Source organism: Promicromonospora sp. NPDC110617, assembly GCF_055598465.1.
Genome location: NZ_JBVKBM010000009.1, coordinates 1 through 22,770 on the forward strand (window position 1 = coordinate 1; position 22,770 = coordinate 22,770).

20 protein-coding genes are annotated in these 22,770 nt (G+C 74.1%); 10 read left to right on the forward strand and 10 right to left on the reverse strand.

The features are described 5' to 3' along the window. A partial coding sequence (locus ACZ7LE_RS27920) for an integrase core domain-containing protein (RefSeq protein WP_470406561.1) occupies window positions 1–100 on the forward strand: 100 nt, incomplete at its 5' end. A gap of 132 nt (window positions 101–232) precedes the next feature. Here ACZ7LE_RS27920 and ACZ7LE_RS27925 read toward each other — a convergent pair. From ACZ7LE_RS27925 to ACZ7LE_RS27945, 5 genes are all read right to left on the reverse strand, one after another. Continuing rightward, on the reverse strand, window positions 233–1,216 hold the full coding sequence (locus tag ACZ7LE_RS27925) for an amino acid ABC transporter ATP-binding protein (RefSeq protein WP_470406464.1): 984 nt from the start codon (window positions 1,214–1,216) through the stop codon (window positions 233–235). Then, complete coding sequence (locus tag ACZ7LE_RS27930) at window positions 1,203–1,862, reverse strand: amino acid ABC transporter permease (protein WP_470406465.1); 660 nt, start codon at window positions 1,860–1,862, stop codon at window positions 1,203–1,205. The genes ACZ7LE_RS27925 and ACZ7LE_RS27930 overlap by 14 nt, the downstream gene beginning before the upstream one ends. Window positions 1,863–1,915: 53 nt before the next feature. Next, window positions 1,916–2,710 (reverse strand): amino acid ABC transporter substrate-binding protein, encoded by a 795-nt coding sequence (locus ACZ7LE_RS27935; RefSeq protein WP_470406466.1) that lies wholly within the window; start codon window positions 2,708–2,710, stop codon window positions 1,916–1,918. An 80-nt stretch (window positions 2,711–2,790) separates the two neighbouring features. Beyond that, window positions 2,791–3,765, reverse strand: a complete 975-nt coding sequence (locus ACZ7LE_RS27940) for a helix-turn-helix transcriptional regulator (protein WP_470406562.1) — start codon at window positions 3,763–3,765, stop codon at window positions 2,791–2,793. 13 nt (window positions 3,766–3,778) lie between these two features. Continuing rightward, window positions 3,779–4,702: a cation diffusion facilitator family transporter gene (locus ACZ7LE_RS27945; RefSeq protein WP_470406467.1), complete on the reverse strand. Its 924-nt coding sequence runs from the start codon at window positions 4,700–4,702 to the stop codon at window positions 3,779–3,781. Between the two features lie 150 nt (window positions 4,703–4,852). Between ACZ7LE_RS27945 and ACZ7LE_RS27950 the strand changes: the two genes are divergently transcribed. Next, window positions 4,853–5,704 carry a class I SAM-dependent methyltransferase gene (locus tag ACZ7LE_RS27950; RefSeq protein ID WP_470406468.1) on the forward strand — a complete coding sequence of 284 codons (852 nt, stop codon included), beginning with the start codon at window positions 4,853–4,855 and terminating at the stop codon, window positions 5,702–5,704. Window positions 5,705–5,740: 36 nt separating this feature from the next. On the opposite strand, the gene ACZ7LE_RS27955 is transcribed toward ACZ7LE_RS27950, so the two are convergent. Continuing rightward, window positions 5,741–9,169: a S41 family peptidase gene (locus ACZ7LE_RS27955; protein ID WP_470406469.1), complete on the reverse strand. Its 3,429-nt coding sequence runs from the start codon at window positions 9,167–9,169 to the stop codon at window positions 5,741–5,743. A 378-nt stretch (window positions 9,170–9,547) separates the two neighbouring features. Between ACZ7LE_RS27955 and ACZ7LE_RS27960 the strand changes: the two genes are divergently transcribed. The 7 genes from ACZ7LE_RS27960 to ACZ7LE_RS27990 all read left to right on the forward strand — a co-directional run bounded on the left by ACZ7LE_RS27960 (window position 9,548) and on the right by ACZ7LE_RS27990 (window position 16,939). After that, window positions 9,548–10,435: an ABC transporter ATP-binding protein gene (locus tag ACZ7LE_RS27960; protein WP_470406470.1), complete on the forward strand. Its 888-nt coding sequence runs from the start codon at window positions 9,548–9,550 to the stop codon at window positions 10,433–10,435. Window positions 10,436–10,532: 97 nt separating this feature from the next. Beyond that, window positions 10,533–11,561 carry an aliphatic sulfonate ABC transporter substrate-binding protein gene (locus ACZ7LE_RS27965; protein WP_470406471.1) on the forward strand — a complete coding sequence of 343 codons (1,029 nt, stop codon included), beginning with the start codon at window positions 10,533–10,535 and terminating at the stop codon, window positions 11,559–11,561. Beyond that, window positions 11,554–12,387: an ABC transporter permease gene (locus ACZ7LE_RS27970; RefSeq protein WP_470406472.1), complete on the forward strand. Its 834-nt coding sequence runs from the start codon at window positions 11,554–11,556 to the stop codon at window positions 12,385–12,387. The genes ACZ7LE_RS27965 and ACZ7LE_RS27970 overlap by 8 nt, the downstream gene beginning before the upstream one ends. A gap of 2 nt (window positions 12,388–12,389) precedes the next feature. Continuing rightward, a complete protein-coding gene (gene acs / locus ACZ7LE_RS27975) occupies window positions 12,390–14,486 on the forward strand; it encodes an acetate--CoA ligase (protein WP_470406563.1) in 2,097 nt (698 codons plus the stop codon). Next, window positions 14,483–15,805, forward strand: a complete 1,323-nt coding sequence (locus ACZ7LE_RS27980) for an O-acetylhomoserine aminocarboxypropyltransferase/cysteine synthase family protein (protein WP_470406473.1) — start codon at window positions 14,483–14,485, stop codon at window positions 15,803–15,805. The genes acs and ACZ7LE_RS27980 overlap by 4 nt, the downstream gene beginning before the upstream one ends. Further along, the gene (locus ACZ7LE_RS27985) at window positions 15,802–16,293 is read left to right on the forward strand and encodes a CoA-binding protein (protein ID WP_470406474.1); all 492 of its coding nucleotides are present in this window, start codon (window positions 15,802–15,804) and stop codon (window positions 16,291–16,293) included. Before ACZ7LE_RS27980 ends, ACZ7LE_RS27985 begins: the two co-directional genes overlap by 4 nt. Window positions 16,294–16,333: 40 nt before the next feature. Further along, entirely contained in the window at window positions 16,334–16,939 is a 606-nt protein-coding gene (locus tag ACZ7LE_RS27990; RefSeq protein ID WP_470406475.1) for a nucleoside/nucleotide kinase family protein, read from the forward strand. Between the two features lie 36 nt (window positions 16,940–16,975). Here the strand turns inward: ACZ7LE_RS27990 and ACZ7LE_RS27995 are convergent, their stop codons facing one another. Both ACZ7LE_RS27995 and ACZ7LE_RS28000 read right to left on the reverse strand, forming a co-directional pair. Next, a complete protein-coding gene (locus ACZ7LE_RS27995; RefSeq protein ID WP_470406476.1) occupies window positions 16,976–17,926 on the reverse strand; it encodes a sulfotransferase family protein in 951 nt (316 codons plus the stop codon). A gap of 87 nt (window positions 17,927–18,013) precedes the next feature. Then, window positions 18,014–18,766, reverse strand: a complete 753-nt coding sequence (locus tag ACZ7LE_RS28000; protein ID WP_470406477.1) for a VOC family protein — start codon at window positions 18,764–18,766, stop codon at window positions 18,014–18,016. Window positions 18,767–18,990: 224 nt separating this feature from the next. Between ACZ7LE_RS28000 and ACZ7LE_RS28005 the strand changes: the two genes are divergently transcribed. Further along, window positions 18,991–20,088: a hypothetical protein gene (locus ACZ7LE_RS28005; RefSeq protein ID WP_470406478.1), complete on the forward strand. Its 1,098-nt coding sequence runs from the start codon at window positions 18,991–18,993 to the stop codon at window positions 20,086–20,088. Here ACZ7LE_RS28005 and ACZ7LE_RS28010 read toward each other — a convergent pair. Beyond that, window positions 20,070–21,263, reverse strand: coding sequence for an arsenate-mycothiol transferase ArsC (locus ACZ7LE_RS28010; protein WP_470406479.1), 1,194 nt, complete (start codon window positions 21,261–21,263; stop codon window positions 20,070–20,072). The genes ACZ7LE_RS28005 and ACZ7LE_RS28010 overlap by 19 nt on opposite strands. A 135-nt stretch (window positions 21,264–21,398) precedes the next feature. Beyond that, a complete protein-coding gene (locus ACZ7LE_RS28015; protein WP_470406480.1) occupies window positions 21,399–22,766 on the reverse strand; it encodes an NAD(P)/FAD-dependent oxidoreductase in 1,368 nt (455 codons plus the stop codon). Between the last annotated feature and the right edge of the window lie 4 nt (window positions 22,767–22,770).

Consider the following 22,770-nt stretch of genomic DNA (forward strand, 5'->3'; position numbering starts at 1 on the left):
CACATGGCTACACCACTACAACCATCACCGACCACACACCGGCATCGGCGGCCAGACCCCAGCTCAACGCGTTCACAACCTCACGGGGAACTACACCTAGAAGGCGCCCCTCTCATCCCCTTCGAGGCCCGGGTTTCTTCGCTTTGAGGTTGCTCAAAGCGAAGAAACCCGGGCCTCAAAGGGGAGGGGGAACATCGCAGGGGCGGCCCGTCCGTCCGAGGCGTCGGTCCGGTCAGTCCAGGGGGTGCAGGACCCGGTTGAGGAACTGGCGGGTGCGCTCCTCGGCCGGCTTCGTGAAGATCTGCGCGGGCGCGCCGCGCTCGACCACCACGCCGCCGTCGAGGAACAGCACCTGGGACGCGACCTGGCGCGCGAACTGCAGCTCGTGGGTGACCACCACCATGGTCCAGCCCTCCTCGGCGAGCTCCTTCATCACCGTCAGCACCTCGCCCACGAGCTCGGGGTCGAGGGCCGACGTCGGCTCGTCGAACAGCAGCAGGTCCGGCTGGAGCGCGAGCGCGCGCACGATGCCGACGCGCTGCTGCTGGCCGCCGGACAGCTCGTGCGGGTACGCGTCGCGCTTCTCGGCCAGCCCGACCCGGGCCAGCAGCTCCTCGGCCCGGGCGACCGCGGTCTCCCGCGGGACGCGCTGCACCTGGGTGGGGCCCTCGATCACGTTCTCCAGCACCGTGCGGTGCGGGAACAGGTTGTGGTGCTGGAACACCATCGCGGAGCGGTCGCGCAGGGCGGCCCGGTCGGCCTTGGCCTGACGGCGCGCGGCGCGGCGCACCGACCACCCGGACCGGGCGGCGGCCCGGTCGGCCGCGACGTCGTCGGTCGCGGATCCCTCGGCCGCGGTCTCGTCGGCCGGCACGTCGTCCGCCGGCGCGTCCTCGATCGGGGCCTCGTCCGCCCGCGCGTCATCGGCCAGCACGTCGACGGCGCCCGTCCGGCGTCCGAGGGCCGCGGCCTGGGCGCCGAAGTCGACGGCGGGGCCGCCGTCGAACTCCAGCACCCCGGCGTCGGGCGTCTCCAGGCCGTTGAGCGAGCGGAGCACCGTCGTCTTGCCGCTGCCGGAGGCGCCGATCAGCGCGACCACCTCGCCGCGCCGCACGTCCAGGTCGACGCCGCGCAGCACGTGGTTGGTGCCGAACGACTTCTCGATGCCCCGGGCGGTCAGCAGGGTGCCGGCGGGGCGGTCCTCAGTGTGCGACATACCGGTCCAGCCTCTTCTCGAGCGCGTTCTGCCCCGCGGACAGCACCGTGCAGAACAACCAGTAGATGAAGGCCGCCTCGATGTAGATGGTGAGGAACTCGCTCGAGAACGCCGCGATCTCCTGCGCCTTGCGGAACATCTCGGTCACCAGGATGAGCGACGCGAGCGACGTGTCCTTGACCAGCGAGATGAAGGTGTTCGACAGCGGCGGCACCGACACCCGCGCGGCCTGCGGCAGGATGATCCGGCCCAGCGACCGGACCGGCGACATGCCCACGGTCCAGGCCGCCTCCCACTGGCCCTTGGGCACGGACAGGATCGCCGCACGCACCACCTCGGCCGCGTAGCCGCCCACGTTCAGGGAGAACGCGATGATGGCGCTCGGCCACGGGTCCAGGCGGATACCGATCTCCGGCATGCCGTAGAAGATCACGAACAGCTGCACCAGCAGCGGGGTGCCGCGGATCACCGAGACGTACGCCCGGCCGATCCACGACAGCACCGGGTTCGGCGAGAGCCGCAGCAGCGCCACGAGCAGGGCGAGCACCAGCCCGATCGCGAACGACGCCAGGGCGAGCGGGATGGTGCCGGTGAGGCCGCCCTGCAGGAGCGGCCAGAACGAGTCGGCGACGAGCTGCCAGTCCATGTCTCCCTCTCGGCGCCGTCAGCGGTGCCCGGCGGGGAGCGTCACGCGGTACGTCACTCCGAGACGTCCTCGCCGAAGTACTTCTCGCCGAGCTCCGCGAGCGTACCGTCGGCGCGCAGGTCCTCCAGGGCGCCGTCGATCGCCGTGGCGAGCGCCTCGTTCTCCGGCGTCACCACGAAGGCCGACTGCGACTGCTCGTCCGTCTCCGCGGCGACCTTGATGCCGGAGGCGTCCTCGGTGTTCGCGTAGTCGAGGTAGGTGAGGCTGTCGTTGATCGTGGCGTCCACGCGGCCCTGCTCCAGCAGCGCCACGGCCTGCGCCCAGCCCTCGACGGCCTCGACCGTGGCGCCGCTCTCCTTGGCGAGGTCGTTCCAGTTGCTCGTGAGCGACTGGGCGCTGGTCTTGCCGTCCAGGTCGGCGAAGCTGGTGATGTCGTTGTTGTCCGCGGCCACCACGAGCACACCGGTCGACACGGTGTACGGCGTCGAGAAGACGTAGTCGGCCTCGCGCTCCGGGGTGATCGTCACCTGGTTCGCGATGGTGTCGAAGCGGCCCGCGTCCAGGCCTGCGAAGATCGCGTCCCACTGGGTCTCCTGGAACTCGACCTCCACGCCCAGGTTCTCGGCGACCGCCTCGGCGACCTCGACGTCGTACCCGACCAGTTCGTCCGTCTCGTCGTGGTAGCTGAACGGCCGGTACGTGCCCTCGGTCGCGACGACCAGCTTGCCCCCGGACAGCCCGAGCTCGTCGCCCGCGCCACCCGACTCGTCCGAGCTGCCGCAGGCGGTCAGGGCCAGCAGGGCAGCCGAGGCCGCGGTGACCGTGAGGAGGGCGCGGTTGCGAGACATGGTGAGGGCTCCGTTCGACGAGTGGCACACATCAGTCGTGCCGATGCGTGCCCCAAAACTAGCCGATGGCAGTCCTGAACTCACGCACGAGTCCAGGACCGTTCGTTCCGTCGCCACCGGTCCGGCGTGATCCCGTACCGGTCCTTGAACCGGCGGACCAGGTACGTGGCGTCGCGCAGTCCCGTGCGTGCGGCAACGACGGCGAGCGGCAGGTCGGTGTCCCGCAGCATCCGGCGCACCTCGGTCATGCGGCGCTCGGTGATCCACTCCAGCAGGGTGCGCCCCGTGCGCTCGCGGACCGCCGTGGTCAGGTAGCCGGGCGTGTAGCCCAGCGCGCGGGCGACGTCGGCCGCGGAGACCGGGTCCCGGAACGTCGCCTCGATCTCGTCGAAGACGCGCGTCACGAGCGGGTTGGGCGGCGCGGGGGCCGCCGGCGCCAGGCGTCCCGCCGCGATGAGGATCCGCGTCAGCAGGGCGGACGCCGCGTCCCGCGCGCCGAGCCGGCCCGGTGCCGCCAGCTCCTCCGCCAGCTCCGTCAGCCACGCCGACCAGCGCGGGCGCTCGCCCGCCGGGACGTTCGTGGTCGGAGCCGGCGGACGGTCGGCCGGCCCCGGCCCCGGCCCCGCGGGTTCGGCCTCGAACAGCGCCAGGAGCGGGTGGTGCGCCCAGGCCAGCGGCGAGACGGAGGCGAGCGAGGGGACGGCGTCGGGCGTGAACGCCAGCGTCCAGGCCCGCGCGCCGGCGAAGCCCCGGACCGTCCCGGAGTCGATCGTCCGGCCGGGCGGGACGGCGTACAGGTCGCCGTCGTGCGGGACGCCGCCCTCCGGCCCGGAGCCGCGCTCGATGAGCACCAGCACGTAGAAGTCGTGGGCGTGCCGGTGCTCGGGCGGGAGGTGCGGGTGCTCGTCCGCGCCGTCGTGCAGGTCGACGTTCACCGGCGGCATGCCGAGGCGCGGCTGGTACCGGTACACCGGGGTGCCGTCCGGGCGCACCGTGCGGACGCTCGACGGGGTGCGCAGCGGGGGCGGGGCGTCGCCCGCGGGCCGGGGCGCCATCACCGGTCGCACCTCACCGGTCGCCCGGGACCGCGAGCGTGAGCACGGCGTCGACGATCTGCGGCGCGCGTTCGAGCTGCCGCTCCAGGGCGCGCAGGCGCACGGCGACGTGGGACTCGGAGTCGTCGCCCGGCAGGTCGATGCTCGCGACCAGCAGGAGCTGCCGGGGACCGACGAACTCGAGCCGGAGGTAGCCCACGTGGTCCACGCCGGGCAGCGCCTCGACCCGTGCCCGGACCGCCTGGTGGATCTGCTCGTCGGCCACCTCGCCGGTGAGGAACCGCCGGTTGCGGTCGAAGAGCACCCACGCCACCACGCACAGGAGCAGCCCCACGAGCACCGAGCCGGCCGCGTCGTACCGCGCGTCGCCGGTGACCTGGTGCAGCACCATGCCGCCCGCCGCGATCACCAGGCCGACCAGGGCCGCCGAGTCCTCGGCGAGCACCGCGCGCAGGGTCGGGTCGGACGTGCCCAGCGCGTGGTCGAGCAGGTCCCGGCCGAGCGTGCGCGCCTCGGCCCGGGTGCGCCGGTAGGCCTGCACGAACGAGAAGCCTTCCAGGAGGAAGGCCACGGCAAGCACCGCGTAGCCGACGCCGTAGTCGGTGGCCTCCTCGGCCTGACCGAACGCGTGGATGCCGTGGTAGACCGACACCACGCCGCCCGCGACGAAGAGGCCGAGCGCGGCCAGCATCGACCACACGTACGCCTCGCGGCCGTAGCCGAGCGGCCGGTCCTGGTCCGGCGGACGCGCCGCCTTGCGCTCGGCGACCAGCAGGAACACCTCGTTGCCGGTGTCGGCCCAGGAGTGGGCGGCCTCGGCCACCATCGAGGCCGAACCCGTCAGCACCGCCGCGACCGACTTGGCCGCCGCCACCGCGAAGTTGGCGCCGAACGCGATCACCACCGTCAATGCCGAGCCGCTGCGCTCCCGTGCCATGCGTCCCCCTCCGTCGCGACGCCCCCGACGCTACCGACGTTCCGCCCGCCGTGCCGGACGCGCGCCCGCCGTGTTCTGATCGCACGGCCCGACCGAGGATCGTGCGATCGGCACCGACTTCCGTCCTGTCCGCGGCCCGCAGGATGTCCGATGCTGGACGAGCGGCCGGCACGGCCGCCCCGGCGCGTCACGGGCGCGGGCACCACGACGGAAGGCACCCGGATGAACGACAGCACCGTGCGGATCCTCGACCACCGCACCCCGGAGGAACGCGGGCGCGAGTTCCTGCCCGGCATGGGCCGGCCCTGGCTGCTCCCGCTCTACGACACGTTCACCCGGTTCTCCCGCGTGCGGCCCCTGCACGACCGCGCGGCGGCGCTCGCGGACGTCGCCCCGGGCGAGTCCGTGCTGGACCTCGGCTGCGGCACCGCGAACCTCTCGCTCGCCGTGCTGCGCGCGCAGCCGGCCGCGCGGGTCACCGGCCTGGACCCGGACGCCGCGGCGCTGCGCATCGCGGCCCGCAAGGCCGCCCGCCGCCGCGTCCCGCTCACGCTCGTCCAGGGCTTCGCCGACCGGCTCCCCGTCGACGACGGCTCGCTCGACCACGTGGTCTCCGCCCTCGCCCTGCACCATGTGCCCGACGACGCGCGGGTGCAGTTCGGGCACGAGGCGTTCCGCGCGCTCCGGCCGGGCGGGCGGGTGACGATCGTCGACTTCGGCAGTGCGGACGGCTCCGGCGCCGAGCACGGGCACGAGCACGGCGCTGAGCACGGCCAGGGCCGCGGACCCCGGCGCGGCCCCGGCAGCACGGGCGCGTACGGCCGGGTGCGGGGGCACGGCCGCGGGCACGCCGCCGTCGCCGGGAACCCGCACACCGCCCGGAACCTGGAGGGCGGCCTGCTCCGCCTCCTCGCGGACGCCGGGTTCGCCGACGTCCGCGAGGTGGCGCACGTGGAGCACCGCTACGGCCCGATCACGTTCGTGCAGGCGACGCGCCGCTGAGCGGCGCGCCCTCGCGACCGGGCCGGGCGGCACGCGTCACGAGCGGGGGCGCACCCGCGGCTCCGGCAGGGCCGGGGCAGCGGCCGCCGGGGTCTCCTCCAGCAGCCGGAACGCCTCGGCCATGCCCGCCTCGAGCTGCGGGTCCACGTCGGAGAAGTAGTCCGCCGGGGTGTGCCGCACCTCGATGTCGGGGTCCACGCCGTAGTTCTCGACGTCGAAGCCCTTGCCCTCGAGCCACAGCCCGTACCGCGGCTGGGTGATCCCGGTGCCGTCCACGAGATCGAAGCGGCCGTCGATGCCGATCACGCCGCCCCAGGTGCGCACACCGACGACCGGACCGACGCCGAGCGCCTGCGCGGCCGCGTTCACGATGTCGCCGTCGGACCCCGCGTACTCGTTGGTGACGAGCACGACCGGGCCGCGCGGCGCGCGGTCCGGGTAGGAGTTGGGTCGGTCGTAGTGCCGGTTCAGCCCCCAGCCCGCGACGCGCGCGGCGAGCCGGGCGATCACGAGCTGCGAGGTGTGCCCGCCGCCGTTGAAGCGCACGTCCACGACGATGCCCTCGCGGTCCGCGGCGAGCCGCAGGTCGCGGTGGAGCTGGGCCCACCCGGTGCTCACCATGTCCGGGACGTGCACGTAGCCGAGCCGGCCGCCCGACTTCTCGGCGACGTACTCGCGGCGCGACCGCACCCAGTCCTGGTAGCGCAGGTCGGACTCGTTGGCGAGCGGCACGACGACGACGCGCCGGTCCCTGCTCGCGGCCGGGCCGGCCGTGCCGTCCGTCCCGCCGTCCGCCGGGGCCGCCGTCCGCCGCAGGGTCAGCTCGACCGGGATGTCGGCCGCGCCGACCAGGTTCGCCGCCGGGCCGGCCACCGGGTCCACCGGCCGGCCGTCCACCGCGACGATCAGGTCGCCCGGCCGCGCGTCGACGCCCGCGGCGCGCAGCGGGGAGCGCGCTCCCGGGTCGGACGACTCGCTCGGCAGCACCCGGTCGATCCGCCAGCCCTCGGCGGTCCGTGTGAGGTCCGCGCCGAGCAGCCCGAGCTTGCGGGACGAGTCGCCGCGCTCGTGGGGCGACCGCACGTAGGCGTGCGACGTGTTGAGCTCGGCGACGGTCTCCCAGAGCACGTCCTCCAGGTCGTCGTGCGTCGCGACCCGGTCGATCAGCGGGCGCCAGCGCGCCACCGTCCCGGCCCAGTCGACGCCGTTCATGTCCGCGCGCCAGTAGTGGTCGCGCATGATGCGGGCGTTCTCGTCGAACATCTGGTGCCACTGGGCGCGGGGGTCCACCTCGTGGCGGACACGGGACAGGTCGATGTCGAAGGCGCTCGGGTCGTCGTCGCCGGGCTTGCTGGTGGCCGACTGCGCGCTGAGCCCCGACCCGGACCGGATCACCACCCGCTCGCCGTCGCCCGACACCGCGTACGCGGTCACCTTCTCCGCGATGTCCGTGGCCTTGCGCGCCTCGAAGGACCAGAACTGGAGCACGTCGGGCACCGGCTCCCCCTCGGCGCCGGCGTGCCGCGTGCCGAGCACGCCCGCGTCGTCGGTCTCGTGCACCCAGAGCACACCGCCCTTGGCCGCGAGCAGGTCGCGATAGCGTCCCGACGTCACCGGGAACGGCACCACACGCTCCTCGGCGCCGTCGAAGTCGATGTCGGGCGAGGCCCCGCGGGCGTCCTCGTCCGGCTTCCCGTCGCCCGCCGCCGCGTCGTCCGGGCCGGACTTCTTGTCGTCCGGGGTGCTCAGGCGCCAGCCGTCGGCGCTCGGGCCGAACGGCGCCGGCTCGGTCGCGGCCAGCGGGATGAGCCACGGCCGGGTCGCCGCGCTGAACGACAGGGCGAACTCGTGGGAGTCGTAGGACGGGTCGAACGTGCGGTTCGAGAGGAACACGACGTACTTGCCGTCGTCGCTGAACGCCGGCGAGAAGTCGTGGAACCGGCCCGACGTCAGCGGCGTCGCCGTCGGCGTCTCCGCGTGCAGGTCGGCGACGAGCACCTGGTGGTGGTCGCCCTCGGTGCCGGTCGGGCTGGACCAGGCGAGGTACCGACCGTCCGGGGAGAACGCCGGGGACTCCGCCTCGCCGTTCGCCGACCGGCCGAGCGGGACGACGGTGCCCGGCTCCGCGGCGTGCTCGTCCGCGGCGGCGTCGCCGTCGGTCGCGGGGGCGGGCAGCGCGACCACGCTGACCCGGCCGTCGTGCGAGATCGCCGCCACCTTGTCGCCGGCCGGGCTCGCGGCCAGGTGCAGCACCCGGCCGAGCTCGCCGGCCGCGAAGCGCTGCGGTGCGGCATCCGGGTCCACCCCGTCGGTGCCGGGCAGCGTGTGCACCTCCAGCGCGTCCTCCCGGCTCTCGCCGTCCGCGGTCGCGTGCGGCGCGTCCGTGACGACGACGGCGCGGCCGGTGTCGCCGAGCAGCACGGGTTCCCGCACGCGGACGGACGGGTCGGCCACGAGTGCCCGGGCCGGCCCTGCGCGGTGGGTCACCCAGAACGCGGTGCCGAGCCAGCCCACGACGCTCGCGTCGCCGGTCGTGTCGACGGCGAGCCCGTCGACACCCCGTGCCGCCGCGTCCGGGTCCGTCGAGTACGGCTCCGGGAGCGCGCCGGTGAGGGTGATGTCCAGGCGGCGCGGGGTGCCGTCCAGCGCGTCGAGCAGCCAGAGGTCGCCGCGGCTGTGCCACACGATGCGCGCGCCGTCGGACGTCGCGTCGCGGACGTAGCCCTCGGCCTCGGTCTGGGTGGTGAGCAGCCGGGGCCCGTCCGCCTGCGTGCCGGTCGCGAGGCCGTCCCAGACCCAGAGGTTCGCCTGCTCGTCGGCGTGGTCGGGGAACGTCGCCGCGCGGTCGGAGGTGAACACCAGCGCGTCCCCGACCCAGATCGGGTCGTAGGTGCCGGCCTCGTCGTCGGGCAGGGGACGTTCCCACTCGCCCGTGCCCCGGTCGAGCCACAGCACGGAGGCCGTGCCGCCCCGGTACCGCTTCCAGTAGGCGGGCGTGCGGTAGCCCGCCGAGACGAGGGCGGTCGTGCGCCCGCCGTCCGCACCCTGGTGCTCGGCGACACCCCAGGCCGCCCCGTAGCGCGGGGTCTCGACGGTGCCGTCGAGGCCGACCGCGCGCACCACGGTGAGGGAGCGCTCGTACGAGCCGGCGTTGGACGAGACGAGCACCCGGCCGGCGTCGTCCCAGCCGAGGACCGTCGTGGTCGTGCCGCCGAACCAGGTGAGGCGTCGCGTGGCGCCGTCGGCCAGCTCGACCACGTAGGCCTCGGGGTGGCCGTCCTTGTGGGACACGTAGGCGAGGCGCGCGCCGTCGGGGGAGAAGCGGGGGGTCGTCGCGGGCACGTGGTCGCTGGTCAGGCGCCAGGCGCGGCCGCCGGAGACGGGGGCGAGCCAGACGTCGTCGTCGGCCACGAACGCGACCTGGTCACCATGGATGTGGGGGTACCGGAGATAGGGGTGGGTCACCGGCTCAACGTACTCGTGGCACCTGGCGGCGTCACCGGAAATCGCTGACAGCGAGGAGCATGCGAACGCATCCGGTTTCCGCCCGGTCCATATCCTGGTCTCACATCATGGAACGTACTGGTGCCCGCGTTGCATCATCCGCTTCTATGGGGTTCATCGGCATTGCCTGACAAAAGATGACCGAACGCCCCATGGGAGAGGAAAGCCGGATGACGTCACGACGCGCCACGACGGCTGCCTCCGTCCGCAGGTCCTGTCGAATGCGGCAGTGCGCCGGCATGTGACGCTCCCGCAGAGCCTGCCGCCCGGACCGCTCCGGGCCATGTCGGTGCACAGCGACCGCCCCACCGCACGGACCGATCGCAAGGGATGACACCCATGGTTCCCACCGCACCGTCCACAGCCCTGTCCACGGCCTCGCCCGCCGGCCGGGCGGACGCCGCCGCGTCGCCGGCGCTCCCCGTCCGCCTCGACGGCGTCTCGCGCACGTTCGCGGCGCCCGGGCGCGCCGACCGCATCGGCCGCACCGTGCTGAGCGACGTCGACCTCCAGGTCGCGCCGGGTGAGATCGTCGCCGTGCTCGGCCCGTCCGGCTGCGGCAAGTCGACCCTGCTGCGCCAGGTCAGCGGCCTGGACGCGCCGACGTCGGGCAGCGTCACGATCGACGGCGCGCCCGTGGTCGGGGCGGACCCGCGCACCGCCGTCGCCTTCCAGGAGCCCCGCCTGCTGCCGTGGCGCACGCTCACGCAGAACGTCGCGCTGGGCCTCCCGCCGGGCACCGCGAAGGACGCCGGACGGGCGCGCGTGGCGCGGCTGCTCGACCTGGTCGGGCTGGCGACGTCGGCCGGGCTGCGGCCGCGCCAGGTGTCGGGCGGCATGGCGCAGCGCGCCTCGCTCGCCCGGGCGCTGGCCCGCAACCCCGGCGTGCTGCTGCTCGACGAACCCTTCGGCGCGCTCGACGCCCTGACCCGGCTGCGCATGCAGGACCTGCTGCTCGACGTCCACGCGGCGCAGCCCGCGACGATCGTGCTGGTCACGCACGACGTCGAGGAGGCGCTCTACCTCGCCGACCGCGTGGTGCTGCTGCGCACGGTGGCGGACGGCGGGGCGGCCCGCGCCGCCGCGTCCGGCGGCGGGGCGCCGAGCATCGCGCGCATCGTCGATGTGCCGGGCGACCGGCCCCGGGACCGCGCCGCGCGCGACCTGGCCGAGCTCCGCGCGGAGCTGCTCGACGGGCTCGGCGTGCCGACCCATCACGACCGCTGAACCACCGCCGGATCCGAGACCCACCGCCGGCTCCGAGACCCACCGCACCGAACCACCCAGCCCGCCGACCGCCGTCGGGCAGCGAGAGGAAGAACCCATGCGTAACCGTAGGCACACCGTCCTGGCGTCCGGCCTGGCCCTCGTCTCGGCGATGGCGATGAGCGGCTGCGTGGCCGGCGAGGGGTCGGCCGCCGCGGGCGGCGGCGAGGGCGCGGGCGAGTGGAGCACCGACACCCTGAACATCGACTTCGCGACGTACAACCCGCTCAGCCTCGTGGTCCGCGAGCAGGGCTGGCTGGAGGAGGAGCTCGACGGCGTCGAGGTCACCTGGGTGCAGTCGGACGGCTCGAACACGGCGAACGAGAACCTCCGTGCCGAGGCGATCGACTTCGGCTCGACGGCCGGGTCCGCGGCGCTCCTGGCGCGCGCGAACGGGTCCCCGATCCGCACGGTCGACATCTACAGCCAGCCCGAGTGGTCCGCGATCGTGGTTCCCGGCGACTCGAAGATCAAGGACGTCGCGGACCTAGAGGGCGCCTCCGTCGCGGCGACCAAGGGCACCGACCCGTACTTCTTCCTGCTCCAGACCCTGGACGAGGCGGGTATCCCGCTCGACGAGGTCGAGGTGCAGAACCTGCAGCACGCCGACGGCCGGGCCGCGCTCGACAACGGCTCCGTCGACGCGTGGTCGGGCCTGGACCCGATCATGGCGGCGGCCGAGGCGGAGGCCGGCGACAAGCTGATCTACCGCAACATCGACTTCAACACGTACGGGTTCCTCAACGCGCGCGAGGAGTTCGTGGACGAGCACCCGGACGTCACGCAGGCCGTCGTCGACGCCTACGAGCAGGCCCGCGTCTGGGCGCTGGAGAACCCGGAGGAGCTGTCCGCGCTGCTGGCGGAGGTCGCCTCGATCGACCCCGAGGTCGCGTCCACGGTGATCGAGGAGCGCACCGTGCTCGACCTCGACCCCGTCCCGGGCGACAAGCAGCGCGACGTGCTGGCGGTCGTGGGCCCGATCTTCGTCGAGTCGGGCGACGTGGCCGCGCAGAAGGACGTCGACACCGCGCTGGACGAGCTGTTCGCCCCCGAGTTCGCGCAGGAGGCGGTGGCCTCGGATGGCTGACCGACGAGCGGTCGGCGTCGGCCGGGGGGTCACTGTCGACGCCGCGCCGCCGTCCGCCCGCTCCGCGCGCGCCGCCGGCCGGGCCGGGCGGATCGTGCTGGGGCTGCTCGTGCCGGTGGTGCTCCTCGCGGTCTGGTGGGGCGCCACGGCGGCCGGGCTCGTCCCGCCGTACCAGCTCCCGGGCCCTGTGGCCGTGTGGGACGCCGCCGTCGACCTGGTCCAGCGCGGCCAGCTCTGGCACCACGTGGCGATCTCCACGCAGCGCGTGCTCATCGGGTTCGCGCTGGGCGCCGCGGCGGGCCTGGCGATCGGCTCGCTCGTGGGGTTGTCGAAGCTCGGCGACCTGCTGCTTGCGCCGACGCTCGGCGCGATCCGCGCCGTGCCCTCGCTCGCCTGGGTGCCGCTGCTGATCCTGTGGCTCAAGATCGGCGAGGAGTCGAAGATCACGCTCATCGCGATCGGCGCGTTCTTCCCCGTCTACACGACCGTCGCGGCGGCCCTGCGGCACGTGGACCCGCACCTGGTCGAGGCCGGCCGGGCGTTCGGCCTGCGCGGGCTGCGGCTCCTGTCGGCGGTGCAGCTTCCCGCCGTGCTGCCCTCGCTGGTGGCCGGGCTCCGGCTCGCGCTCGCGCAGTCATGGCTGTTCCTCGTGGCCGCCGAGCTCATCGCGTCGTCGATGGGCCTCGGGTTCCTGCTCAACGACTCCCAGCAGAACGGCCGGGTGGACCGCATCCTGCTCGCGATCGTGCTGCTCGCGGTGCTGGGCAAGCTGACCGACGCGCTGATCGGGCTGGCCGAGCGGCGTCTGCTGCGGAGGTGGACGTGACGGTGGCGCGCGGGGCCGTGCCGGACGTCGCGGCCGCGCCGGACGTCGTGGCCGCGCCGGACGTCACCGCCGCGCCGAACGTCACTGCCGAGGCCTACGACCGGGCCGCCGCGGACCCGGTCGCGTTCTGGGCGGAGGCGGCCCGCCGCCTCGACTGGACCACGCCCTGGCACACCGCGCACACGTGGTCGCCGCCGGAGCCGCGGGGTGACGGCGGCGGAGACGCGGGCGCCGACCCCGACGACCTCACCGTCCCGGAGGCCGCCTGGTTCGTGGGCGGTCGGCTGAACGTCGCGGTGAACTGCGCGGACCGGCACGTCGCCGCGGGCCGGGGCGCCCAGGTCGCGCTGCACTGGGAGGGCGAGAACGGCGACCGCACCACGGTCACCTACGCCGACCTGCAGCGCCGCGTCGCGCAGGCGGCGCACGCGCTGACCGCCCTCGGCGTCGGCCCCGGCGACCGTGTGGTGGTCTACCTGCCGGTGCTGGTCGAGACCGTGGTCGTGACGCTCGCCTGCGCCCGGATCGGCGCCGTGCACAGTTTGGTCTTCGGCGGGTTCAGCGCGGAGGCGCTGCGCTTCCGCCTCGCGGACACGGGCGCCAAGCTCCTGGTCACCACCGACGGGCAGTTCCGCCGCGGCGTCGCCACGCCGGTCAAGGCGACCGCCGACGAGGCCGTGGCCGGGCTCGACCACGTGGAGCACGTGCTGGTGATCCGCCGCACGGGCTCCGACGTCGCCCGGACGGACCGCGACGTCTGGTGGCACGAGGTCGTCGACACGGCGCCCGAGGTGCACGAGGCGCAGGCGTTCGACGCCGAGCACCCGCTCTTCATCATCTACACCAGCGGCACCACCGGGAAGCCGAAGGGCCTGGTCCACACGTCGGGCGGGTACCTCACGCACGCGAGCTGGGCGCACTGGGCGCACTTCGACGCGCAGCCCGACGACGTGCACTGGTGCACCGCCGACCTGGCCTGGGTCACGGCGCACACCTACGAGATCTACGGACCGCTCTCCAACGGGCTCACCCAGGTCATCTACGAGGGCACGCCGGACACGCCATCCCGCGAGCGACACCTGGAGATCATCGAGCGCTACGGCGTCACCGTGTACTACACGGCCCCCACGCTGATCCGAACCTTCATGACGTGGTTCGGCGACACGCTGCCGGTACGCGGTGCGCTCGACGGGGACGGCGCCGGCGGCGCCTACGACCTGTCGTCGCTGCGCATCCTCGGCACGGTCGGCGAGGCGATCAACCCCGCCGCGTGGGAGTGGTTCCGGGCGACGTTCGGGCGCGGCGAGCTGCCCGTCGTCGACACGTGGTGGCAGTCCGAGACCGGGGCCGCCATGGTGGCGCCGCTCCCGGGCGTGACGCCGCTGGTCCCCGGCTCGGCCACCCGCGCGCTCCCGGGGATCAAGGTGGCCGTGGTGGACGACGACGGCCACCGTCTCGGGCCCGGCGAGCCCGGCATCCTGGTGGTGACCCGGCCCTGGCCGGGCATGGCGCGCACCGTGTGGCGCGACCCGCGGCGCTACCTCGACTCGTACTGGCGCCGGTTCGCCGGCCGAGGTCCGGCGGGCGCGTACTACGTGGCGGGTGACGGCGCGGTGCTGGACGAGCACGGCAACGTGCACCTGCTGGGCCGCCTGGACGACGTCGTGAACGTGTCCGGGCACCGGCTGTCCACCATCGAGATCGAGTCCGCGCTGGTGGCGCACCCGACCGTCGGCGAGGCCGGCGTCGCGGGCGTGCCGGACCCGGTGACCGGCCAGGCCGTGGCCGCGTTCGTGGTGCCGTCCGGCGTGGGCGTAGGTTGGGCGGGCACGACGTCGCCGGAGGCGGCGGACGCCGCGGCCGCCGAGCTGAGGTCGCAGGTCGCGCGCGAGATCGGCCCGGTGGCGAAGCCGCGGCACGTGATCGTGGTGCCCGAGCTGCCGAAGACGCGGTCGGGAAAGATCATGCGGCGCCTCCTGGCGCAGCTGTGGCAGGGCGAGGAGCTGGGCGACGTCACGTCGCTGCAGAACCCGTGGGCCGTCGAGGACATCCGCGCCGTCCTGGCAGCAGGAGTCGCGGAGAGGAAGGCAGGACGATGACCGAGCACACCTTCGGGTTCCGCACGCGGGCCCTCCACGCCGGGGGTATCCCCGACGCGGCCACCGGGGCGCGGGCGGTGCCGATCTACCAGACCACGTCGTTCGTGTTCCAGGACACGGACGACGCCGCGAACCTCTTCGCGCTGCAGAAGTACGGCAACATCTACTCGCGCATCGGCAACCCGACGGTGGCGGCGCTCGAGGAGCGCATCGCCTCGCTGGAGGGCGGCATCGGCGCGGTCGCGACGGCGTCCGGCATGTCGGCCGAGTTCATCACCTTCGCCGCGCTCGTCGGGGCGGGGGACCACGTGGTCGCGTCCGCGCAGCTCTACGGCGGCACGGTGACGCAGCTCGACGTGACGCTGCGCCGGTTCGGCGTCGAGACCACGTTCGTGCCCGGCACCGACCCCGCGGACTACGCCGCCGCGATCACACCGGAGACCAAGGTGCTGTACACCGAGGTCGTGGCCAACCCGTCCGGCGAGATCGCCGACCTGGAGGGGCTCGCCGAGGTGGCGCACGCCGCGGGCATCCCGCTCGTCGTCGACGCGACGCTGGCGACGCCGTACCTGGTGCGGCCGATCGAGCACGGCGCGGACATCGTGATCCACTCCGTGACCAAGTTCCTCGGCGGGCACGGCACGACGCTGGGCGGCGTCGTCGTCGAGTCCGGGCGGTTCGACTGGGGCAACGGCAAGTTCCCGCAGATGACCGAGCCCGTGCCGTCCTACGGGGACGTGCGCTGGTGGGGCAACTTCGGCGAGTACGGCTTCCTCACCAAGCTGCGCTCCGAGCAGCTCCGCGACATCGGCCCGGCGCTCTCCGCGCAGTCGGCCTTCCAGCTCCTCCAGGGCATCGAGACCCTGCCGCACCGCCTGGACGCGCACCTCGCGAACGCCCGCGCCGTGGCCGAGTGGCTGGACACCGACCCCCGCGTCTCCTACGTGCTCTGGGCCGGCCTGCCCACACACCCGCACCACGAGCGGGCGCAGAAGTACCTGCCGCTGGGACCGGGCTCGGTCTTCGCGTTCGGCCTGCAGGTCCCCGAGAACGCCGACGTGGTGCTCGACGGCCGCGAGGCCGGCCGCCTGTTCATCGAGTCGCTGCAGCTCGCGTCGCACCTGGCGAACGTCGGCGACGCGCGCACCCTGGTGATCCACCCGGCGTCGACCACCCACCAGCAGCTGAGTGCCGAGCAGCTCGAGGCGGCGGGGGTGCCGGAGGACCTCATCCGTATCTCGGTGGGCCTGGAGGACGTCGAGGACATCCTCTGGGACCTCGACCAGGCACTGACCAAGGCGACGGGAGTGAACCGATGAGCGAGGCCACCCGGACCTGGCAGGGCCCGAGCGCCCCGGAGCGCCTGCGGATCCTGCGCTCGACGACGTCGATCGCGATCGTCGGCGCGTCCGCCAACCCGGCGCGCGCGAGCTACTTCGTCGCGACCTACCTGCTCTCCTCGTCCCCGTACGACGTGTACTTCGTGAACCCGCGGGCCACGGAGATCCTGGGGCACCCCGTGTACCCGAGCCTGGCCGACCTGCCCGTCGTGCCCGACCTCGTCGACGTCTTCCGGCGGCACGACGACCTGCCGACCGTCCTGGACGAGACGATCGCGGTCGGGGCGAAGACCCTCTGGCTGCAGCTCGGCTCCTGGCACGAGGACGTGGCGCGCAAGGCCGAGGCCGCCGGGCTGAACGTCGTGATGGACCGGTGCGTCAAGATCGAGCACGCGCGGTTCCACGGCGGGCTGCACCTGGCGGGCTTCGACACGGGCGTGATCAGCTCCCGCCGGGCGGAGCGTTAGGGCTCCCGCCCGCCGCACGATGAGCGCACGTGTCGAACCCGTGAGCGAGCCGCTCCTCGTCGAGCGGCTCGTCCAGCTGGTGCTGGACCGGGGTGCCGCGACCGGCACCCCGGTGCGGCTGCTCGTGGACGGGCACCCGTCCACGGCCCCGGACCGGCTGGCCGACGCGCTCGTCGCGCCGCTGGAGGCCCTCGGCCGGCCCGTCGCGCGGGTCGGGGTGAGCGGCTTTCTCCGCCCGCGGTCCCTGCGCCTCGAGCACGGACGGGAGGACCCGGACAGCCTGCTCGACGGCTGGCTCGACGTCGCCGCGCTCAATCGCGAGGTGCTGACGCGCGTCGTCGAGCGGGGCGAGTACCTGCCCAGCCTGCGCGACCCTGACACCGACCGGGCCACGCGGGCGGGGTACGTCGCCGCTGGTCCCGGCGCCGTCCTGGTGCTCGACGGGGCGCTCGCGATCGGCCGCGGGCTCGACGTGGACGTCGCCGTGCACCTCGCGATCAAGCCCGCGACGCTCCGGCGTCGGACAGCGCCCGACGAGGCGTGGGCGATCCCGGCGTACGAGCGGTACGACCGGGAGATCCAGGGCGTGCCGGACCTGCTGGTCCGGGTCGATCATCCCGAGCGCCCGGCGCTGGTGCACGCCTGAGGCCCGGGTACGCCTGATGCCGGTGCACGCCCGGCGTCAGTCGCCGCTCGCGGCGTTCGCCTCGACGTACCCCCAGCTCTCGCACATCGGGCGCAGCTCGCGCGGGATCGCATCGGGGCGCGGGATGCTGCGCCCGGGCTGGACGGTGCCGCTGCGGATCTTGTCCCGCCAGTCGCCGACGCCCTTGTGGAAGTCGCCGTGGTCCTGCTCGCCGTAGGCGATCATGCCCGGCTCCCACGCCAGGTCGAGGAAGTCGCAGATCCGGTGGAACTCGGCTGCCGGGTCCTCGGTGACGTCCTCGTAGCGCACCGTCAGCCCGGGGAGCCGCTGCCGGACGTCGTCCAGCGCCCGCATGTACTTCAGCGTGTGCAGGACGGCGCGGTTCATGGGCCGTCGCGCCGGGTCGGCGTCGTGCCACGACCGGGCGATCGACACCGGATGGCGCAGCAGGAAGATGAAGCGCGCGTCGGGCCAGCAGGTCGCGAACCGGTCGGCGGCGAACACGTTGCTGGGCGTCTTCTCCACGATGACGTCCTTGCCGCTGCGCAGCAGCTCCCGGTGGAGGATCCGGTCCCAGAGGATGTGCTCGACGTCGGCGGTGTTGTGCCCCAGGGCCTCCATCGCCCTGCGGGCGAGCGGCGTCGTGGGATCGACGGACAGCCGCCGGACGTGCGTCTCGATGGGCGCGTGCACCTTGGAGTGGCTGTCCAGCACCACCCGCAGCAGCGTCGACCCGGACCGGGGTGCGGAGAGAACGAACACCGGGGCCACCAGCAGGCGGTCGGCAGGGTCCCGCGGCGGGCGGATCCGGCCCTTCCCGGGCCGGCCCGCTCCGTTCGTCCCCGCTCCGCCCGTCGCCGCGCCGCCCGTGCCTGTCCCGCGGTCGCGGGCGCGCGGCACGCGGGTGACCCGAAGGCCCGCGTGCTTCTCCAGCGCGGTGGCGCAGCGGCGGGCGAGCTGCGTGCCCGTCCCTCGCACCGTGAGCATCCCGACTCCGTTCGCGCGACTACCGCCATCCACCGTGGCACGGCGGATCGACCTGCGCTTCTCGGAGCCGCAACTTAACCCTCCCGGTCAGAGCACCAGGCAGAACGGGTGGTTCGCCGGGTCGGCGAACACCCGGAAGCCCGAGCCCTCGCCCGGCAGCCGGGTCGCCCCGAGCGACAGCACCGCGGCCTCGCCCGCGTCGAGGTCGGGCACGCCGATGTCCAGGTGCACCTGCTGCGGGTGCGCCGGGTCCGGCCACTGCGGCGCGTTGTAGTTCTCCACCGACTGGAAGAGCAGCGGCCGGGGGCCGCCGAGCATCGCGACGCCGTCCGCGTCGTACGACACGGGGGTGCCCAGGATCCGGGACCAGAACAGCGCGAGGGCGGACGCGTCCGCGCAGTCGAAGGTGGGACCCATGACGGTCACGCCGTCGGACTCCTCCTTGAGGCACAGGTCGAAGGTGTGCCCGGCGAGGTCGGACAGCGTGATCCACCGCTCGTTCTCCCGGAGCACGGTGGCCCCGAGCTCCACCGCCCGGGCGGTCGCGGCGGCCAGGTCGGGCACGTACAGGTCGATGTGCGCCTGCTGGGGGTGCTCCTGTCCCGGCCACTGCGGCGGGACGTGGTCGGGGGCGAGCTGGAACGCGACGTCCCACTGGTCGGGGGTGGTGACGGTGATCCAGTCGTGGTCTGTGAACTTCACGGTCCCGCCGGTCAGGGCCGTCCAGAAGTCGGCCTCGGTGCCGAGGTCGGGGACGTCGAGGACCACCGACTTCACGACGCCCACCCCCTCGGGCTCGGGTCGATCGGTCTCTGCTCCGGCGGGGGTCGATTCGGTCATGGTCCAGCCCTTCGAGAGGTCGTCGCACGAGGAACGCTTCGAACTACTACCTTGCACCCAGCCACCGACACTCCCCACCGGATAAGTTGCGCAGCGCTGTCCACCGGGTTATCCACAGCTCGTACTCCCGGCGACCGGCACCCGCGCGGAGTTATCCACAGATGTTGTCCACAGTCCTGTGAATTGTGTGGTCCGACCCGGTGAGCAGCGGACACACTGTCCCGGTGAACGACACCGTCGCCCTGGCCGAGGCAGCCCTCGCCCGGACCGCCCTCGTCCCGTCGCCGGGCGGCGTCCGCCTGACCGACCCGGTCGACCTGGGCGGCTCCGCGCGCTCGCAGGTGCTCCGCTGCCGGGTCGACGGGGCGGAGCACGGCGCCCCGGCCACGGTGGTCGTCAAGCGCTTCCTGTCCGACGACGGCGCGTTCGTCCGCGAGACCGTCGGCCTGGACCTGTGCCCGGGCACCCCGACCCTGCTCGCGCAGGACCCTGAGCACCACCTGATCGTCATGTCCGACCTCGGCGACCTGCCCACCCTTGCCGACCTGCTCGTCGGTGACGATCGCGATGCGGCGTGGGACGGCGCCCGGACCTGGGCCCGCGCGCTCGGCCGCACGACCGGCGGCTCCCGCGGTCGCGTCGACGAGGCGCGCGGCCGCCTGGCCGCCGCCGAGCCGTGGGACGCCGACGCCGACCTCCGGGCCGGGCTCGACCGCCTGCTCGAGGTGCCCGGCACGGCGGCGCGCCGGGTCGCGATCGAGGCCGAGCTCGCCGCGGTCCAGCACCTGCGCACCCCCGGTGCCGCCGCCATCGTCTCGCCCACGGACACCTGTCCCGACAACGCCGTGCTCGGCCCGGACGGCTGGCGCTTCCTCGACCTGGAGGGCACCGACGTCCAGCACGCCGCGTTCGTCGCCGCGTACGGGCTGCTGCCCTTCGCCACCTGCTGGTGCGTGTTCGACCCGCCGCCCGGCCTCACGGACATGCTCCTCGACGAGCTCACTGCCGGTCTGGCCGAGCACGCGCCCGACATCGTGTCCGAACCTGGCTGGGCCACCTCCGTGCGGCAGGCGTGCGCGATCTACCTGGTCCTCGTCACGGGCTGGCTGTGGAGGAGCACCGTCGCAGGGCGCGAGCTGGTCGGCCCCGCGGGCAGGTCGCCGTCCTACCGGCAGCTCATGGTGTCCCGCTGGCGCTGGGGCGCGCTCAACCTGCGCGACGATCTCCCCGCCCTGGCGGCCGCGTTCGGCGACGCCGCGGCCTGGGCGCTGGACACCTGGGGGCCCGAGGTCGAGCCGGCCGGCTACCGCGCCTTCCGCTGACCCCTGGCGCCGAGCGCTGTCGTGACGACGGTCCACGGCCGTCGGGCGAGCCGGGGGAGCCAGCCGCGCTGCTGCTCGGCCCCGAACGTGCCGTCGGCGGCCAGCGGCTCCGCCGGCGCGACGCCGGACAGCGCGACGTCGTCCGCCACGACGTCGTCCGCCACGACCGCGAACCCGGCGGCGGCCGCCGGCTCGTCCGCCGCGTCGATCTCCGCGACGAGCGCCCGCACCCGCGCGGTGATGTCGTCGACGATCCGCTCGACCTCCTCGATGGGCCGGCCCGCCGGGTCGTCCAAGGGCCAGTCGAGGTAGCGGCGCCCGGGGAAGACGGGACACGCGTCGCCGCAGCCCATCGTCACGATCACCCCGGAGGTGCGCACGATGTCGTCCGTGAGCTCGCGCGGGAACTCGATGAGCCCGTCGAGGCCGCGGCGGGCGAGCACCGTCTCCGTCATCGTGTCGGGCTCGGCCACCGGCCGGGTGCCCGCGGTGCGCACGCGGATGCGGTCGCCCGCGAGGCGCCGCGTGACCGCTGCGGCGATCTGGGACCGGCCGGTGTTGTGCACGCAGACGAACAGCACGTCCCGCGGCGAACCGTGCGTCACCTCGGCCATCGCGGCGAGCCGGTCCGTCGCGAGCCACGCGGTGAGCGCCGGCACCTGCTCGGACGACCGCACCTGCCTGTGCAGCGCGGCGTAGCACTCCCGGACCAGCCGGTCCACGGTCCGGGCGCCCGCGTTGGCGGCGAAGGTGACGGCGAGCGTGTCGGCCAGCCGGTCGAGGAGCGCGTCGTGGTCGTGCGCGTCGAGCGCCGCCTCGCCGGGGTACCGCGGGGCCGCGAGGGCCGCGGACCCGAACCGCGCGATCCCGCGGGACGACACGCGGTAGAGCGCCGCGTCCGCGGGCACGGGCCCGACGACGGCGACCAGCCCCACCGCGACCAGCGCCTCGAGGTGCTCCTCCACCTCCGCGACGGCCCGCGCGGCGGCGACGCCCTGCGGCAGGTCGCCACGCCCTGGCCCGCCCGGGCGCGGGTCCTCCGGCGCGGCGCGCAGCACCAGGTCCTCGGCGGTGCAGCGGCCCGCGGGGTGCGTGAGCAGCCGGGCCAGCAGACGCAACCGCTCGGGGTTCGCCATGGTGAGTTTTTGTGCCGAGCGCAGCTCGTCCGGGGTCATGGGTCTCTCCTTGGCCGACGGCGTTGTGGCCGAGCGCCAGGAGTGAGGCTACCGCGCCGTTTCGCCGGGCAGCGCGCCGAGTCTGTCACCTGAGCGGGTGACGTCCGAGCAGTGGGCAGCGTCCGGGCGGCGTGCTCAAGGCCGCGGGCTCCCCGACCGGGGTGGCCGCACGGTCGGCACGTCGCCCACGATCGGGACGGGGCGCCGGTGGAACGGGAACCCGTACCGCGTCACCAGGCCGGCGAGCACCGTGACGCGGTTGCGGGGACCGACGAGCGACATGATGTGCACGAACAGCCACACGATCCACGCGAGGCCCTTGGTGATCCGCAGCTGCCGGCCCCCGGGCAGGTTGATCTCGGCGATCGCGGCGCGGCGGCCGATCACCGCCATCGTGCCCTTGTCCACGTAGCGCAGCTCCTGCAGGGGCTCGCCGTCGAGCAGGGCGCGGATGTTCCGGCCCGCCACCAGGCCGCCCTGGATCGCGGGCTGGGCGAGCTGCGGCAGGTCCGACGGCGAGACCGCGATGTCGCCCGCGGCGAAGACGCCCGGCAGACCCTCGACCTGCATGTCGTCGCCGATCCTGATCCGGCCGCCCTCGTCCTGCGGCAGGCCCCAGTCGGCCACCTCGTCGTGCACGCGCACCCCGGCGGACCAGACGGTGAGGTCGGCGTGGATCCGGGTGCCGTCGGTGAGCACCACGGCCTCGCGCTCCACGGCCGCGACCCCGGCGCCCAGGTGCAGCGAGACCCCGCGGTGCCGCAGCTCCTGGGTCGCGTACGAACGCAGCTTGGGCGCGAACGACTTGAGGATCTCGCCGCCGCGCTGCACCACCTTGACCTCGAACGCGTCGCCGTGGATCTCCGGGTAGGCGGGCGCGAGGCCCGCGGTGCGCAGCTCGGCGAGCGCGCCCGCCACCTCGACCCCGGTGGCGCCACCGCCCACGACCACGACGCGCAGGCCGTCGTCGGCGCGCTTCGACTTCGCGGCCTTCTCCAGGCGGATGAAGAGGTTGTCGCGGATCCGCATCGCCTGCGAGCGCGAGTACATCGGGAACGCGAACTCCTTGGCGCCCGGCGTGCCGAAGAAGTTGGTGGTGACGCCCGCGGTGACCACGAGGTAGTCGTAGCTGATCCAGTGGTCGTTGAGCAGGCGGATCTTCTTCGCGGCGTGGTCGGCCTCCACCAGGTGCTCGTGGACCACGTGCACGTTCTTCTGCTTGAGGCGCAGGCCGCGGAGGAAGTAGGTGACGTCGCCCGGGTTCAGGCCGCCGGTCGCGACCTGGTAGAGCAGCGGCTGGAAGGTGTTGTAGACGCGGCGGTCGATCAGGGTGATCCGCACGGGCGCGTCCTTCAGCGCCCGGACCGCCGCCATGCCGGCGAACCCGCCGCCCACCACGACCACGTGCGGCAGCGGCTCGGGGTCCTCGCTCAGCGTCTTCTCGAGGCCGTAGTCCTCGTCGTCCTCGGGGGTGTGCACGGGGGTGTGTGCAGATTCGGTCACAGGC

Excerpts from the sequence above, each read along its gene's own strand:
- ACZ7LE_RS27925 (WP_470406464.1), bottom strand. The coding sequence starts at position 1,216 with ATGTCGCACACTGAGGACCGCCCCGCCGGCACCCTGCTGACCGCCCGG.
- ACZ7LE_RS27930 (WP_470406465.1), bottom strand. The coding sequence starts at position 1,862 with ATGGACTGGCAGCTCGTCGCCGACTCGTTCTGGCCGCTCCTGCAGGGC.
- ACZ7LE_RS27935 (WP_470406466.1), bottom strand. The coding sequence starts at position 2,710 with ATGTCTCGCAACCGCGCCCTCCTCACGGTCACCGCGGCCTCGGCTGCC.
- ACZ7LE_RS27940 (WP_470406562.1), bottom strand. The coding sequence starts at position 3,765 with ATGGCGCCCCGGCCCGCGGGCGACGCCCCGCCCCCGCTGCGCACCCCG.
- ACZ7LE_RS27945 (WP_470406467.1), bottom strand. The coding sequence starts at position 4,702 with ATGGCACGGGAGCGCAGCGGCTCGGCATTGACGGTGGTGATCGCGTTC.
- ACZ7LE_RS27950 (WP_470406468.1), top strand. The coding sequence starts at position 4,853 with ATGCTGGACGAGCGGCCGGCACGGCCGCCCCGGCGCGTCACGGGCGCG.
- ACZ7LE_RS27960 (WP_470406470.1), top strand. The coding sequence starts at position 9,548 with ATGGTTCCCACCGCACCGTCCACAGCCCTGTCCACGGCCTCGCCCGCC.
- ACZ7LE_RS27965 (WP_470406471.1), top strand. The coding sequence starts at position 10,533 with ATGCGTAACCGTAGGCACACCGTCCTGGCGTCCGGCCTGGCCCTCGTC.
- ACZ7LE_RS27970 (WP_470406472.1), top strand. The coding sequence starts at position 11,554 with ATGGCTGACCGACGAGCGGTCGGCGTCGGCCGGGGGGTCACTGTCGAC.
- ACZ7LE_RS27980 (WP_470406473.1), top strand. The coding sequence starts at position 14,483 with ATGACCGAGCACACCTTCGGGTTCCGCACGCGGGCCCTCCACGCCGGG.
- ACZ7LE_RS27985 (WP_470406474.1), top strand. The coding sequence starts at position 15,802 with ATGAGCGAGGCCACCCGGACCTGGCAGGGCCCGAGCGCCCCGGAGCGC.
- ACZ7LE_RS27995 (WP_470406476.1), bottom strand. The coding sequence starts at position 17,926 with ATGCTCACGGTGCGAGGGACGGGCACGCAGCTCGCCCGCCGCTGCGCC.
- ACZ7LE_RS28000 (WP_470406477.1), bottom strand. The coding sequence starts at position 18,766 with ATGACCGAATCGACCCCCGCCGGAGCAGAGACCGATCGACCCGAGCCC.
- ACZ7LE_RS28010 (WP_470406479.1), bottom strand. The coding sequence starts at position 21,263 with ATGACCCCGGACGAGCTGCGCTCGGCACAAAAACTCACCATGGCGAAC.